Below are 12,911 nucleotides of genomic sequence, written 5' to 3' on the forward strand. Positions count from 1 at the left end.
GGCCGAACCGCCCGCATCGCCAGGAACCGCCTGGATCACGAAGCCCATCGAACAGACTTACAGGACAGCGCCTACTCCAACCCCCGGGTGGTGACGACCCGCGCGTTGCCGTCGGCCAGGTGGTACGACAGCCCGGCGATGGCGGTCTCGCCGGCCTCGATCTTGTCGGCGAGCAGCCTGGAGCGGTCGACGAGGAGGTCGACGGTGTGGCGGATGTGCTCGTCGATGATGTCGTCGTTCTCGGTGAGCCCGGCGGCCTGGGCGGCGAGGACACTCGGGGTGACCCGCTCGATGACGTCGCGGACGAAGCTGTTCGTGCCGAGTCCGTCGGTCAGCGCCGCGCGGGTCGCGGCGACGGCGCCGCAGGAGTCGTGGCCGAGGACGACGACCAGGGGAGCCTTGAGGATGCTGACGGCGTACTCGATGCTGCCCAGCACCTCCGAACCGGCGACGTGGCCCGCGGTGCGGACGACGAACAGGTCGCCCAGCCCGCGGTCGAAGATGATCTCGGCGGCCAGTCGCGAGTCGGAACAGCCGAAGAGGACGGCGAAGGGGCTCTGTTCAGGAGCGGTTTCGGCGCGGCGTACCGCGTCCTGGTTCGGGTGTTCCGGGGTGCCGGCGACGAAGCGTCGGTTACCGGAGAGCAGAAGGTCGAAGGCCTCGGAAGGGGTCGGCGGCGCGTCGCTCATGATCCGGACATTACCGGTTGCCGCCAAGACGGGCATCACGCCGGTCGCGCCATCCGCCGGTGACATGCCTCGATGAGCGGATACGCGTCACGATGCCGCTGCTCCTGCTCGAGGGCGGCGATCGTGACCGAGGTCTCGACCAGGAGCGCGCAGCGTTCCCGGCGGCGGTCCACAAAGGCCTTCAGCGCCTTCCGGATGTCCTGGCGGCGATCCAGCTCCTCGGCCAGGACCACGCCGTCCTCGATGGCGAGCGCGGCCCCGCCGGCCATCTGCGGTGAGGGAGCGTGCGCGGCGTCGCCGATGAGGACGCTGGGCCCGTCGGACCACGGCGCGTCGACGAAGGCGGTCCGCACGGGACGGCGAACGAGCGAATCGGACCGTGCCACGTGAGGCCGGATCTCGGCGACCCGGCCGGTGAACGGTGCCAGCAGTTCCCCCATCCGCGAGGCGAGGACGGCGTCCGGGAGCACGCCCGGCCGCACCCCGTTCTCGGTGAGGAAGACGTAGGCGCGGCTCGCCGAGATCGGCACGACGCCGGTCTGATGGCGGCCACCGGCGAAGGTGTGGATGCCGGTGGCCCAGCCCGGGCGGGGCACGAGCGCCCGCCACACCATCTGGCCGTGGTACCGGATCGGGGCGGAGCGGCCGAGGAGATCGCGGACGACGGACCGGATGCCATCGGCGCCGACGAGCAGGTCGACGGTTCGCGTCGTCGAGTCGGTCAGTTCGGCTCGCGCCCCTCCGTTTCCCGGGAGCAGGCGGGAAACACCGAGTCCATAGTGGATTCGCGCGCCGAGTCGCAGTGCCTCCGCGCGCAGGATCCGATGCAGTTCCGGGCGCGCGATCCCCGCCATGGCCGGACGATCGCGGCCGATCAGGCGCGGGAGATCGATCGTGGTCTCCGCTCCGTCCAGGTCCACGTTGGTGATCACGCTCATGCCGTACCCGCGGGCGAGGCACCGCTCGGCCAGCCCCAGCGCGTCGAGTGCCCGAAGCGACGGGCCGGTCAGGCTCAGCCCCCAGCCGGCGGTGGCGGCCTCGTCGCCCGCCTCGATGACCTCGACACGCCAGCCTCGCCGAGCCAGCGCGCTCGCCGCCGTCAAGCCCGCGATCCCCGCGCCGGTGATCAGTGCCGAACGGGTGCCGTCCTTGTCGTCCATGGACCCTCCAAGCCGTTGTATGCGGCCAAGTTAAGCCGGTTGTCCAGGCCGTCCTGTCCGCTTCCGGCGGCCGTTGTCCGGATCCGGCGGGCGATCGGTGACATGATCGACTCGTCGACAAGGAGGTGATCGGCGTTGTCGAGCCCGCTCTGCGACTTCGTCCTCACGAAGTCCGGAAATCCGGTGAACCTGCTCCGTTCTGCGGCTCGGCTCTTCGGCGGGGCGGTCGCCACCAGCCCACTTGGTCCCTTCGACGGCAGCGAGCACGAGGTACGGGGAGTCGTCGTGGAGGATTTCGCGGTCGGGTACTTCGCCTCCTCGCTCGCGGTGCGGGTCGGCCCGCTGCCCGGCGGGGACTCGTACTTCGTCAATCTGGGGCTGGCCGGGGAGATCTCCGCGAGCCGCGGCGGCCGTCAAGCCGTCCTCGGCCGGACGAAGGCCGGGGTGGTCAACCCGGGCGACGTCCAGGAACTACGCCCGAAAGGGCCGGGGACGAAATTCCTGGCCCTGCGCATCGACGCCGGGCTGGTCCAGCGGGAACTCGCGGCGCTCGCCGGGCGCCCGACCGGTTCCGCCGTGCGGTTCGACCTTCCCCTGGACCTGTCCGGGCCGCGGGGGAGGACGGTGAGACTGCTGATCGGCTCCTTGATCGCACAACTCGACTCGGCCGATCCGCTCTTCCAGCGGGAGGAATTGCGGCGGAGTCAGATGCGGTGCGTCGTGACCGCGCTTCTGCTGGCCCAGCCGCATAACCACACCGCCGTGCTGCGAGGCGCTTCCCGGACGCCGCAGCCCAGGGCGCTGCGCGCCGCCGTGGCGTACATCGAAGCGAACCTGCCGGAGCCGATGTCCCTCGGCCGGATCGCGCAGGCGGCCGGGTGCGGCGCGCGGACGATCGGCGACGCGTTCCGGGAGAAACTCGGGACGACACCGATGGGCTACGTCCGCGACCTGAGGCTGGACCGGATCCGCCACGACATCCTGTCGACCGGCGACCTGATCGGCGACATAGCCCATCGCTGGGGCATGACCCATCTCGGCCGGTTCGCGGGGGAGTACCGCGCGCGGTTCGGTGAGCTTCCTTCGGCGACGCGTCACTGATCGAGTCGCGCGGTGACGGCGCGCATGGCGCGGCCGACGGCCTGGAGGTCTTCCGGCGCGATCACGTCCACGAAGTGTTCGCGGACAGTGCGGAGATTGTCCGGCGCCGCGCGCAGCAGGGTCTCGTGTCCCTTGTCGGTGAGCCGCGCCCGCACACCACGGCCGTCGTCGGCGGCCGATTCCCGCCGGACCAGCCCGCGGGTTTCCAGCCCGCTGACGCGGTGCGACAGCCGGCTGCGCGAGTAGTACGCCGATTTCGCGAGGTCCGCCATGCGCATCGACCGGCCGGTGGCTTCGGACAGCCGCACCAGGAGTTCGTACTCGGCCAGGGAAAGGCCGTGCTCCTCGCGCAGCCGCCGGTCGAGCAGGTCGATGAAGCGCACGGAGCCTTCGATGAACGCCCGCCAGTCGCGCTGCTGTTCCGTGTCGAGCCAGTCGGTCACGGCACACACGGTAACAGTTGACGGCTTCAACCACTTCGGTCTAGCTTTGGTTGAAGACTTCAACTAGATGGGGAACGCGATGGCGAACGAAGCCTGGGTGATGCAGGAGAAGGACGCGGAGGTCATCGAGAAGCCCGCGTTGTGGTTGCTGGCCGACGGCGAGCACACGGGCGGTTTTCTCGGCGCGAACCGGTTGTCCCTCCAAGCCGGTGAACCCGGCACGAGACCGCATTATCACAAGAAATCCGCGGAAGCCTTCTACGTGCTGGAAGGAGCACTGCGCATGTTGGTCGGCGCGGAAACGGTCACAATCGAGCGCGGTGGATACGTGGTGATCCCGCCGGGGGTGCGGCACGCGTTCGCCGCGCCGCCGGAGCGGGCCGCGGATGTCCTCATCACGCTGGCGCCGGGGGTCGACCGGTTCGGCTACTTCCGCGTCCTGCCCGAGATCCTGCGCGGGAACGTCGCGCCGGAGGAGGTCGAGCGCCTGCACGAGCGGTACGACGTCCACTTCGTCGACGCGCCGGAGTGGGACATCGCCTAGCCGCTACGGAGCCGCCGGGTGGCCTCCTCGTCGATGCTGACCCTCCTGACCGAACCGACACCGCCCGATCCGGCCAGCACCATCGCGACGAGCAGGAGGGGGAACAGCAGGGTGCGCACGAGCATGGCCCAGCAGGCCGCCGCGCCGATCCGCCCGCCGTCCTTGACCCGGACGAGCCGGGTCCCGGTGAGCGCGGCGCCGACAACGCGGCCGTTACCGAAGAACAGGCCGTAAAGCACCGGGACACCGATCAGCAGGCCGAGCAGGGTCAGCAGGGCCGCGCTGTCGGGGATCGCACTGTTCCGGGTGGCGACCGCGAAAACCACGAAACCGGCTCCCGCGCCCAGCAGGTAGACGGCGAAGTCCACGAGCCAGGCCAGCAACTCGGCCCACCCGCCCGCCGAGACGTAGAGGGTCCCGTTGTCGAACGCGTCGAGTCGTTTTGCGACCCTCGGGCCGAGCGTGCGTTCGGCCTGCTCCCTGGAGATGGCCAGCCGGTCGTTCATGGACTGCCCCCAAGTGTCAGGTCGTCACCGCGGCATTATGCGGCAGGGTCCGGGCTGTGGTGTGAACAGCCCACGCCTCCCCGGCAGGCATGCTTCGATAGGGGATCAACGGTTCGGCGGGTGATGACGACATGACGAGCGACAGTGAGGTCCGGCGGCGGCCCCTGACGAGTTACGTCAGCCGTGCGGTCGACGAGAACGAGGTCCGGCGGCTGCTCGGCGCGGGACGTCTGGTGACCTTGACCGGCGCCGGCGGGGTGGGCAAGACCCGGCTGGCCGCACAGGTGGCCAGTTCGCTCACCCGGGACTTCCCCGGCGGCGTCGCCGTCGCCGGGCTGGGGGAGTTGCGAGACGAACGGCTCGTCCCGCGCGCGGTCGCCGACAGCCTCGGCCTGCACGACACGGCGGGCCACACCGACCTGGACGCCGTCGTCGCGTATCTGCGTCCCCGGCGGTCGTTGCTGTTGCTGGACAACTGCGAGCATCTCCGCGACGGCAGCGTGGACCTGGTGACGGCGTTGCTGCGCGACTGCCGGGACCTCGTGGTCCTGGCCACCAGCCGCTGCTCCCTGGGGCTCGCCGGTGAGCAGGTTCTGACGCTCCCGCCCTTGGCCGTGCCCCCCGACGACGAGATCACCACAGCTGAAGCGGCGCTCACGTTCGGCGCGGTACGGCTGTTCGCGGAGCGTGCCGCCAATGTCCTGCCCGCGTTCGAGGTCACCGAAGGCAATGTCGCGGATGTCGTGCGCCTCTGCCGTGGCCTCGACGGATTGCCGCTGGCGATCGAATTGGCGGCGGCCCGGATCCGTGCCTTGTCGCCGTCGCAGATCGCCGATCGGGTCGAGAAGAACTCGGGGGTGCTGGCCAGCGGCCTCCGGATGCCCGTCGAGCGGCATCGGACGCTTCGCGCCACGATCGAGTGGAGTCACTCCCTCTGCACCGAGACCGAGCGGCTCGTCTGGGCACGCTGTTCGGTGTTCGCGGGGCAGTTCGACCTGTCCGCGGTCGAGGCCGTCTGTGCCGAGGACGGCGGTCTGGGCTCCCTGGCCGTACTGGACGCGGTGGACGGTTTGGTCGACAAATCGGTGCTGGGCCGGATCGACGGCACGGACAAGGTCCACTACCGGATGCTCCGGCTCCTCCGTGAATACGGCGGACGACAGCTCGCCGATTCCGGAGACGAGCTCGCCGTGGCGAGGAAGCACCGTGACCACTATGCCCGGCTTATCGCCCAGGCCGCCGACACCTGGTTCGGGCCGGGGCAGGACGAGACGTACGACCGCCTGACAGCCGCCCACGCCGACATCCGCGAAGCGCTGTCGTGGTCGCTTCGCACTCCCGGTGAAAGCCCGGTGGCGCTGGAGATGGCCACCGGCACGATCGAATACTGGGTGGCCCGCGGTGCGGCTTGGGAACTGCGGGACTGGATCGATCGCGCGCTCGACGTGGCGCCGCCGGAGACCCCCGGCCGGGCCAGGGGGCTGGCGATCGCGGCCCTGTGCGCCGCGCTGCACGCGGACCTGCCGCGTGCCCGGCGGCGGCTGGCCGCCGCCGAGGCGATCGAGGACGAAGACGCGGCTCCCTACATCGCACACGCGAGTGCCTTCGTGAGAATGCTGTCGACCGAACCGAACAGCATGTTCCGTGCGGCTGAGGCCGTGCGGCTGTTCGGTGAGCGAGGCGACGTACGACGTCAGATGCACCCGATGTTCATCCAGGGGGTCGCTCTGGCCTACCGAGGGGATCTTCCGGGAGCGCGGGCGCTGCTGGGCTCGATGCGCCGTCTGTGCGAGGAAGCGGGGGAGTACCGGTATCGCTCCATGGCCTTGTTCGGGCTGGGGGTCGCCGAGGTCTGTTTCGGCGGAGACCTCGACGAAGGGGACCGCTGCATCCGCGCCGCGCTGGAGATCGACCTCCGCGCCTCCGACGTGCTGTCCGCGGCATACCGGGTGGACGGCCTGGCCTGGGTGGCCGCACGGCGCGAGGATTGGGTGCGTGCGGCGGAACTGTTCGGGACGGCCGCCACGCTTTGGGGCCGCTGCGGTGCCGAGCCCGACGTAGCCGTCACCATGAGCCACCGGATGTTCCACCAGGCCACCCGGGATGCCTTGGGGGAGGGGCGGTTCGACGCCGCGTTCGCCGAGGGGCGGCGGCGGAACCCACATGACGCCTTGAGCGGTCCGCCGTCCGTGCCCGTAGGCGAACCGGCCGTGCTCGCGCCGCTGACGCCCCGCGAATCGGAGATCGCGCGGCTCGTGGCGGCCGGGCTGAGCAACCGGGAGATCGCGGCGAGGCTGGTCATCGCCCGGCGCACGGTGGAGACGCATCTGCAGCACATCTCGCACAAGCTCGACTTCGTCAACCGGACCCAGCTGGCCGTCTGGGTCGAGCAGCGTGACGCCGCCCGCGGGCCGCTGTGACCTCGGGGGAGCACAGCGGCCGCGGGACGGAGTGTCAGCCGATCGGGCAGGTTCCCTGGTATACGGCGATCTTCGGGTCGTTCGCCGGAAGCGGGCACAGGAACTGGTCGTACCTGGTGTCCTGGTCCACGAAGCGTTTCAGCCACGAAAGGCTGTACTTCGCGATGGTCACGTTCGGGTTCGTGGGCGCCATGTGGCCTGCCCCGGCCAGCAGCATGTACGCCTTGTCCAGCGACGCGGGAAGGCTTTGGTAGAACGGCCGGGAGTGGGAGCCGTCCGGGGCGATGAAGTCGTTCTGGGCACTGACGACGAAGGTGGGGACCTTCAGGTCGGAGAACGTCGTGTTCGGATTCCAGCCCGTCAGCGGGATGGCCGCTTTCAACGTGGGCGCCTTCTGCGACGCGATCAACGCTCCGCCGCCGCCCATCGAATGCCCCATGACGGCCAGCCTGTCGCGGTCCACGCGGCTCTTGGCCTGGCTCGAGTCGGTGACGTAACGCAGCGCCGCGAGCAGCTGGTCGGATCGCTTGTCCGGGGTGTCCCAGGTGCTCTTGGTCGAGAACGTGATGACGACGAAACCCTGGGAAGCCAGCCGCGGGCCGTACCAGGCGATCGCCGCCTCCGACTCCAGGAAGCCGGGCGCGATCGCGATCGCGCCGAACGTGCCCTGGCCGGTGTCGGTCGGGTAGTGGATCGTCCCGCCCCCGAAACCCTGCCCGGCGGGGACTTTCTCGGTGGCGGTCTGGAACGAGCCACGATCCGCTTCGATACTGGCTTTCGTCGGTGCCGGGCCGCGGGCATAGGGACTCTCTTCGGCGGCGGCCGGTACCGCCGCCACGACAAGTGCGGTCACCGCACTGAGAACCGCGGCGCCCCACTGTGATCCACGCTTCATCGCGCATGTCCTCTCGGGAGAACCGTTCCGAGGCCGGAACGGATTCCCAGATATAGCGGGACCCCGTCGGGGCGCGCGTCGTGGAAACTACTGAGACGCGGAAAATTGTCACGCCAAGGTGGATTTCGGGCTCGTGAGTGGTAAGGACGGTTAGAACCGTCCTTACCACTCACGAGGCGGCGGTGCGGTCAGGCGCCCGGCCGGTTCCCGGTGGGGATCGTGATGGGGGTGGTCGTCGGCGAGGTGCCCTTGTTGAGGAACAACATCGCCAGCGCGCGCACCAGCTGGTCGAACATGTAAAACCCTGCGGGCATGACGGGGATCAGCCCCTCGCGGAAGGCGATGTAGGCGGGCCACGCGGTGCGGATGAGGGCGGCGGACGCGTAGTCGCGGCGCAGTCCGAGCCAGTCGCCGATCGCGTCGCTCAGCACGTAGCGCACGAATTCGTTGAGGAATCCGCGAGTGACGCCCAGATCGATCTGCGCGGTCAGCCCGAGCAGGTCTTCGGCGAGCTCTTTTCCTTCGTGCGACGGGGAAAGGATCGGGGTGAGCACCTGCGCCGACTGCGCGTGCGCGGCGGCCCACGTCTTCGGGATGAACTCCTCCCGTACGCCGAGCAGGTGGATGGCGACCTGCCACATGTGGAGGAAGGCGTCCTCGTCGGCGGCCGACATCGGGACCTTCCACTCGCGCAGCTTCCGGTGCACGTAGGTGCCGAGGCTGTGGAAGGTGACCAGGATGTCGCCGTTGCTGATCGGGATCCGCTCGTCCGCGACGGCCTTCCAGTGCGCCGACTGCGGCAGCAGATGCCGCACCGCGGCGTGCACGAGCCGGGTCTTGTTGGCGGTGACCACGAACTGGCCGTCGGGCTCGAAAGCGTTCAGATCGCTCAGGTCGTAGCCGAAGGTGAACGTCTTGGCCGCGCGGTCCTGCATGTCTGCCCCACCGGCGGACCAGTAGACCGATTTGGCCTCACGTGGGATGACGGTGCTCATGATGCCGCTGCCGAGCCCGTACAGCATGAACAGGTAGGTGTCCTTGCGCCGGTTGAAATCGGCCGCGCGGCGCAACTTCGCGGGATCGGCCCAGGACGGCAGCTTGTGGACGCCCTGGAGGAAGCCCGCCAGATCGGCGGGCAGGCCGCCGGGCAGCGGATCGTTGTTGTCCACCCAGGATTTCATCGCGGTGTTGACCGCCGGAACCTGGCCCGCTTCGAGCGTCCTCGCCATGATGCGGTCGATTTCGTCGTCCCAGACCCACCACGGGTCGGCCGCCGGACCGGTCTGTGTCGCGCCCCAAGCCGGCGCCACACTCGCGGCGCCGACCAGCCCCAAGGCGACGCCGAGGGACAGAACATTCCTCCTGCTGAGATCGCTCATTTACTGACCTAACTTCCTTGGTAGGCATCCGATGAGTGATTCGCTAGTGATGTGCGCGTTTCCCGTCCAGGTCGCGAAGCGAACCCTTGACCACTTTCCCGCCCGCGTTGCGCGGGAGTTCGGGGACCACCACGAGGTCCTTGGGCATTTTGAAGGACGCGAGCCTGCCGTCGAGGAATTCGTTCAGTTCCGCCAAGGACGGTGCGGCGTCCGGCGGGGTGGTGACGAACACGACCGGCACCTGGCCCCAGCGCTCGTCGGCCCGGCCGATCACGGCGACCTCCCGTACCGATGGATGCGCGGAGATCGCGTTCTCCAGTTCGGCGCAATAGATGTTCTCGCCGCCGCTGATGATCATGTCCTTTTTGCGGTCGACCACCCAGATGAAGCCGTCTTCGTCCTGGGAAACCAAATCGCCGGAGTGGAACCAGCCACCGGAAAAGGCTTCCGCGGTCTCCCGCGGTTTCCTCCAGTACCCCTTGGTCACCGTCGGACCGCGATAGACGATCTCTCCCACCTCGCCCGGTGCGACGTCGTTCATGTCGTCGTCCACGACGCGGTACTGGAGGGTCGGGATCGGTTTGCCGACGGAACCGAGTTTGCGGATCGAGTCCTCGCCGCTGAGGACGCACGTGATCGGGGATGTCTCGGTCTGGCCGAACACGGCCACGTTGAGGGCGCCGGGGAACCTTTCGGCCATGGCGAGGAGTGTCGCCCTGGTCGCGGGAGCCGCACCCCAGCTGATGATTCGTAGTTTCAGGTCACGCTCGGCGATATCCGGCTGGGCGCAGATCAGATCCCATTGCTGGGGAACGTTGAACACCACGGTTGCGCCTTCGCGCTCGTAGGCGTCGAGCACCGCGCGCGGATCGAAGGCGCCCAGCGGGTGGATCACGACCACGCCGCCGACCAGGAAGTTCGCCACGATCGACCCCAGGCCCGCGATGTGGAAGAAGGGCGCGGTCAGGAAGGCGACGTCGGTGTCGTCGAAGATCTTCATCGCCCGGATGCAGGTGATCGCCTGCATCTGCAGATTGCGATGGGAGAGCATCACCCCTTTCGGCCTGCCGGTGGTGCCCGAGGTGTACATGATCAGTGCCGTCGACTCCTCGCTGACGTCCGGCGGTTCCAGCGGTTCGTGCGCGGTCAGGAATTCCTCGTACGACTCGCCGAGGACGAGCACCGTCCCGATCGACGCCGCGTTCGGCGCGGCGTCGAGCAGGGGCAGAAGCCGCTCGTCGACGACGATGGCGGAGGGTGCGCAGTCGGCCAGGATGTAGTCGAGTTCCGCCGGTGCGAGCCGGAAGCTGAGCGGGACGGCCATGGCGCCCAGGCTGTTCGCCGCGAATACGGTTTCCACGAACCACGGGTGATTCAGGGTCAGCGTGGCCACCCGATGGCCTTCGGCGACACCTCGTGCGGCGAGACCGGCGGCCAACTGCAACGACCGCCGGGAGAGCCCCGCCCAGGTGGTCGTCTCCCCGAGGTACCGCAGGGCGGGCTTGTCCGGTCGCATCATCGCGTGCGTCGCCGCGTGCGCCATCCAGTGATGCCGGAAGGACGAGGCGGGAGCCGAAGCGGTCGACATGGCCATCCTCAGGTGTCGGAGCGGGACTGGTCGCGAAGCCAGTATGCATGCCAAGCCGCCGGTTGAGAACCCATAAGTTAATCGGGAATCACATCGGGACGCCGTTGTCGCCGGACAGATCCCGTGGCGGTGATCCGGTTCGTGGTTGACTTCCCCGCATGGCCCCGTTCCCGTCCGCAGCCGCTCGGAACCCGCGATGAGCGCCGACTCGACCGCGGCCGTCCGGCCCCGCAACCGCAAGCAGACGATCGTCGACGCGGCCGGGCGGATCTTCAGCGAACACGGCTACCACGCGGCGTCGATGGAGGAGATCGCCGCCGACGTGGGCATCACCGCAGCGGCCCTGTACCGGCACTTCCCGAACAAGTACGCGTTGTTCGCCGCGTGCGCGAACGTCATGGCCGACCGGCTCGCCGCCACCCTCGACGAGGTCGCGCCCGGCGCGCCGCTGGCGGACGTGCTCGCCGCCGTCACGCGGGGCACGGTCACCCATCGCGCGTCGAGCGGCCTGTACCGCTGGGAATCCCGATATCTCGACCGCGAAGACCGGCACTCACTTGCGGTGAAGTTCGGGCAGATCGTGGACCGGGTGACCGAAGCGGTGCGGCGGGAGTACCCGCTCCCCGACGCGGGCCTGCGGGCCGTGGCCGCGCTCGGCGTGATCGGGTCCATCACGATGCACCGCACGTCGATCGCCCAACGCCGGGTCGAAGAGGTGCTGGTGGAGTCGGCGCTGCGGGTGGCCGCGACCGACCCGGCGACAGGCGGCGCGGGCACGCACGCCGTCGAGCTGCCGTCCAGCCCGGCGTCGCGCACCAGGCGTTCGGAGATCATCGCGGCCGCCATCCCGTTGTTCGAACAGGACGGGTTCGCCAACGTCACGAACGGCCGGATCGCCGAAGCCGTGGGGCTGGTGCCGTCCGCGCTCTACCGGTATTTCCCCGGCAAGGCCGACATTCTCGCCGCCGCGTGCCTGCGGGCCGCGGGGATTCTGGCCCAGGCCGTGGAACAGAACCTGCGCGGCGTCGACGACCCGGGCCACACCCTGCTCGCACTGGCGCGGACGTATGTGGCGTACAGCTTCGAGCACACCGCGCTCACGAGCGTCGCCAACGCCGAACTGGCGGGCCTTCCCGCGGCTCTGCGGCGGCCTTTGGTCAGCGCGCAGCGCGAGCACATCGCCGTCTGGGAACGGGAATTGCGGTCGGCGCGGCCGGAACTCGACCAGCGTCAGGCGAGGGTTCTCGTGCACGCGGGTTTCGGGGTGGTGGTCGAAGCGGGCCGGAGGCTGCGCTGGGAGGACGTCCCCGCCAACCGTGACGCGGTGAGCGCGTTGCTCGTGGGCGCGCTGGGAGTCTGACGAACCGTCCCTACGGTTCGCGGTGGCCCAGCCCGGCGGAGACCTGGCGTGCCGCACGGCCGACGACGCGGTTCAGACCGCGCATCCGGGCGGCGGGCATGTACGGCCGGGTCGCCGAAACGCTGATGGCGCCGGCGATCGCGCCGGTGGCGTCCCGGATCGGCGCCGCGACACAGCGGATACCCGGTTCGTTGTCCTCCAGGTCCATCGCCACCCCGGACTCCGCGTACTCGCGCATTCGCGCCAGGAACGCGTCGACGTCCTCCGGGTGCACCCGGCCTGGTTCCGCCGGGGACTCGGCCAGGTACAGCTCCCGCCACTCGGGCGCGGAGTCCAGCAGTAGCGCCATGCCGACACCGGTGCGGGTCAACGGCATCCGGTGCCCGATGCGGGAGCGCATCTCCGCGCCTCGTGAACCCGGCAGCTTGTCCAGGTACAGCACGGAATCCCCGTCGCGGACGGCCAGGTGAACGGTGTCCCGCAACTGCTCGGCCAGCTCCTCCAGCACCGGCCGGGCGACCACCGGCAGCGGACTCCCGTGCAGGGCCTGGAAACCCAGTTCGATCAGGGTGGGCCCGAGCGTGTAGCCGTCCCGCCCGCTGCGCAGGTAACCCTCGCTGACCAGCAGCTGGACCAGCCGGTGCGCGGTGCTGCGGCCCAGGCCGGTGTGGTCGACCAGCGTGCGGAGGTCGGTCGCGCCGTTCGCGACCGCGCGGATCACCGCGAGGCCGCGGGCGAGGGTCTGGGTGCCGGGCGGTGCCGTGTCGGACATCCCTGGATCCTACATATAGGGACGGCGATCGCATTATCGGGAATACGACCGCAC

12 protein-coding genes are annotated in these 12,911 nt (G+C 69.4%); 4 read left to right on the forward strand and 8 right to left on the reverse strand.

Annotation, left to right across the window (positions count from 1 at the left end; translation table 11 throughout):
- Positions 1 to 71: 71 nt before the first annotated feature.
- Together AC069I_RS30970 and AC069I_RS30975 are read right to left on the reverse strand one after the other, a co-directional pair.
- The gene (locus AC069I_RS30970) at positions 72 to 689 is read right to left on the reverse strand and encodes a carbonic anhydrase (RefSeq protein WP_478227965.1); all 618 of its coding nucleotides are present in this window, start codon (positions 687 to 689) and stop codon (positions 72 to 74) included.
- A 35-nt stretch (positions 690 to 724) separates the two neighbouring features.
- Positions 725 to 1,849 (reverse strand): FAD-dependent monooxygenase, encoded by a 1,125-nt coding sequence (locus AC069I_RS30975; protein WP_478227964.1) that lies wholly within the window; start codon positions 1,847 to 1,849, stop codon positions 725 to 727.
- A 135-nt stretch (positions 1,850 to 1,984) separates the two neighbouring features.
- Here AC069I_RS30975 and AC069I_RS30980 point away from each other — a divergent pair, with 135 nt between their 5' ends.
- A complete protein-coding gene (locus tag AC069I_RS30980) occupies positions 1,985 to 2,950 on the forward strand; it encodes an AraC family transcriptional regulator (protein WP_478267015.1) in 966 nt (321 codons plus the stop codon).
- Here AC069I_RS30980 and AC069I_RS30985 read toward each other — a convergent pair.
- The gene (locus AC069I_RS30985; RefSeq protein WP_478227962.1) at positions 2,944 to 3,393 is read right to left on the reverse strand and encodes a MarR family winged helix-turn-helix transcriptional regulator; all 450 of its coding nucleotides are present in this window, start codon (positions 3,391 to 3,393) and stop codon (positions 2,944 to 2,946) included. The genes AC069I_RS30980 and AC069I_RS30985 overlap by 7 nt on opposite strands.
- Positions 3,394 to 3,472: 79 nt before the next feature.
- On the opposite strand from AC069I_RS30985, the gene AC069I_RS30990 reads away from it, so the two are divergent.
- Entirely contained in the window at positions 3,473 to 3,937 is a 465-nt protein-coding gene (locus tag AC069I_RS30990; RefSeq protein ID WP_478227961.1) for a cupin domain-containing protein, read from the forward strand.
- On the opposite strand, the gene AC069I_RS30995 is transcribed toward AC069I_RS30990, so the two are convergent.
- Positions 3,934 to 4,443: a hypothetical protein gene (locus tag AC069I_RS30995; protein WP_478227960.1), complete on the reverse strand. Its 510-nt coding sequence runs from the start codon at positions 4,441 to 4,443 to the stop codon at positions 3,934 to 3,936. The two genes, AC069I_RS30990 and AC069I_RS30995, sit on opposite strands and share 4 nt — an antisense overlap.
- A 131-nt stretch (positions 4,444 to 4,574) precedes the next feature.
- Here AC069I_RS30995 and AC069I_RS31000 point away from each other — a divergent pair, with 131 nt between their 5' ends.
- Positions 4,575 to 6,863, forward strand: a complete 2,289-nt coding sequence (locus tag AC069I_RS31000) for an ATP-binding protein (protein ID WP_478267016.1) — start codon at positions 4,575 to 4,577, stop codon at positions 6,861 to 6,863.
- Positions 6,864 to 6,897: 34 nt separating this feature from the next.
- On the opposite strand, the gene AC069I_RS31005 is transcribed toward AC069I_RS31000, so the two are convergent.
- The 3 genes from AC069I_RS31005 to AC069I_RS31015 all read right to left on the reverse strand — a co-directional run bounded on the left by AC069I_RS31005 (position 6,898) and on the right by AC069I_RS31015 (position 10,725).
- Positions 6,898 to 7,758 carry a dienelactone hydrolase family protein gene (locus AC069I_RS31005; RefSeq protein WP_478227958.1) on the reverse strand — a complete coding sequence of 287 codons (861 nt, stop codon included), beginning with the start codon at positions 7,756 to 7,758 and terminating at the stop codon, positions 6,898 to 6,900.
- Positions 7,759 to 7,946: 188 nt separating this feature from the next.
- The gene (locus AC069I_RS31010) at positions 7,947 to 9,137 is read right to left on the reverse strand and encodes an oxygenase MpaB family protein (protein WP_478267017.1); all 1,191 of its coding nucleotides are present in this window, start codon (positions 9,135 to 9,137) and stop codon (positions 7,947 to 7,949) included.
- A gap of 43 nt (positions 9,138 to 9,180) precedes the next feature.
- Complete coding sequence (locus AC069I_RS31015; protein WP_478267018.1) at positions 9,181 to 10,725, reverse strand: AMP-binding protein; 1,545 nt, start codon at positions 10,723 to 10,725, stop codon at positions 9,181 to 9,183.
- Between the two features lie 196 nt (positions 10,726 to 10,921).
- Here AC069I_RS31015 and AC069I_RS31020 point away from each other — a divergent pair, with 196 nt between their 5' ends.
- Positions 10,922 to 12,085: a TetR/AcrR family transcriptional regulator gene (locus AC069I_RS31020; RefSeq protein WP_478227955.1), complete on the forward strand. Its 1,164-nt coding sequence runs from the start codon at positions 10,922 to 10,924 to the stop codon at positions 12,083 to 12,085.
- 10 nt (positions 12,086 to 12,095) lie between these two features.
- Here the strand turns inward: AC069I_RS31020 and AC069I_RS31025 are convergent, their stop codons facing one another.
- Positions 12,096 to 12,857: an IclR family transcriptional regulator gene (locus tag AC069I_RS31025; protein ID WP_478233072.1), complete on the reverse strand. Its 762-nt coding sequence runs from the start codon at positions 12,855 to 12,857 to the stop codon at positions 12,096 to 12,098.
- Positions 12,858 to 12,911 lie beyond the last annotated feature (54 nt).

This window comes from Amycolatopsis sp. NPDC043885, from assembly GCF_056435685.1.

What these genes read in the sequence shown, in the direction of transcription:
- AC069I_RS30970 (WP_478227965.1), bottom strand. Translation starts at nt 689, where the DNA reads ATGAGCGACGCGCCGCCGACCCCTTCCGAGGCCTTCGACCTTCTGCTC.
- AC069I_RS30975 (WP_478227964.1), bottom strand. Translation starts at nt 1,849, where the DNA reads ATGGACGACAAGGACGGCACCCGTTCGGCACTGATCACCGGCGCGGGG.
- AC069I_RS30990 (WP_478227961.1), top strand. Translation starts at nt 3,473, where the DNA reads ATGGCGAACGAAGCCTGGGTGATGCAGGAGAAGGACGCGGAGGTCATC.
- AC069I_RS30995 (WP_478227960.1), bottom strand. Translation starts at nt 4,443, where the DNA reads ATGAACGACCGGCTGGCCATCTCCAGGGAGCAGGCCGAACGCACGCTC.
- AC069I_RS31000 (WP_478267016.1), top strand. Translation starts at nt 4,575, where the DNA reads ATGACGAGCGACAGTGAGGTCCGGCGGCGGCCCCTGACGAGTTACGTC.
- AC069I_RS31005 (WP_478227958.1), bottom strand. Translation starts at nt 7,758, where the DNA reads ATGAAGCGTGGATCACAGTGGGGCGCCGCGGTTCTCAGTGCGGTGACC.
- AC069I_RS31010 (WP_478267017.1), bottom strand. Translation starts at nt 9,137, where the DNA reads ATGAGCGATCTCAGCAGGAGGAATGTTCTGTCCCTCGGCGTCGCCTTG.
- AC069I_RS31015 (WP_478267018.1), bottom strand. Translation starts at nt 10,725, where the DNA reads ATGTCGACCGCTTCGGCTCCCGCCTCGTCCTTCCGGCATCACTGGATG.
- AC069I_RS31020 (WP_478227955.1), top strand. Translation starts at nt 10,922, where the DNA reads ATGAGCGCCGACTCGACCGCGGCCGTCCGGCCCCGCAACCGCAAGCAG.
- AC069I_RS31025 (WP_478233072.1), bottom strand. Translation starts at nt 12,857, where the DNA reads ATGTCCGACACGGCACCGCCCGGCACCCAGACCCTCGCCCGCGGCCTC.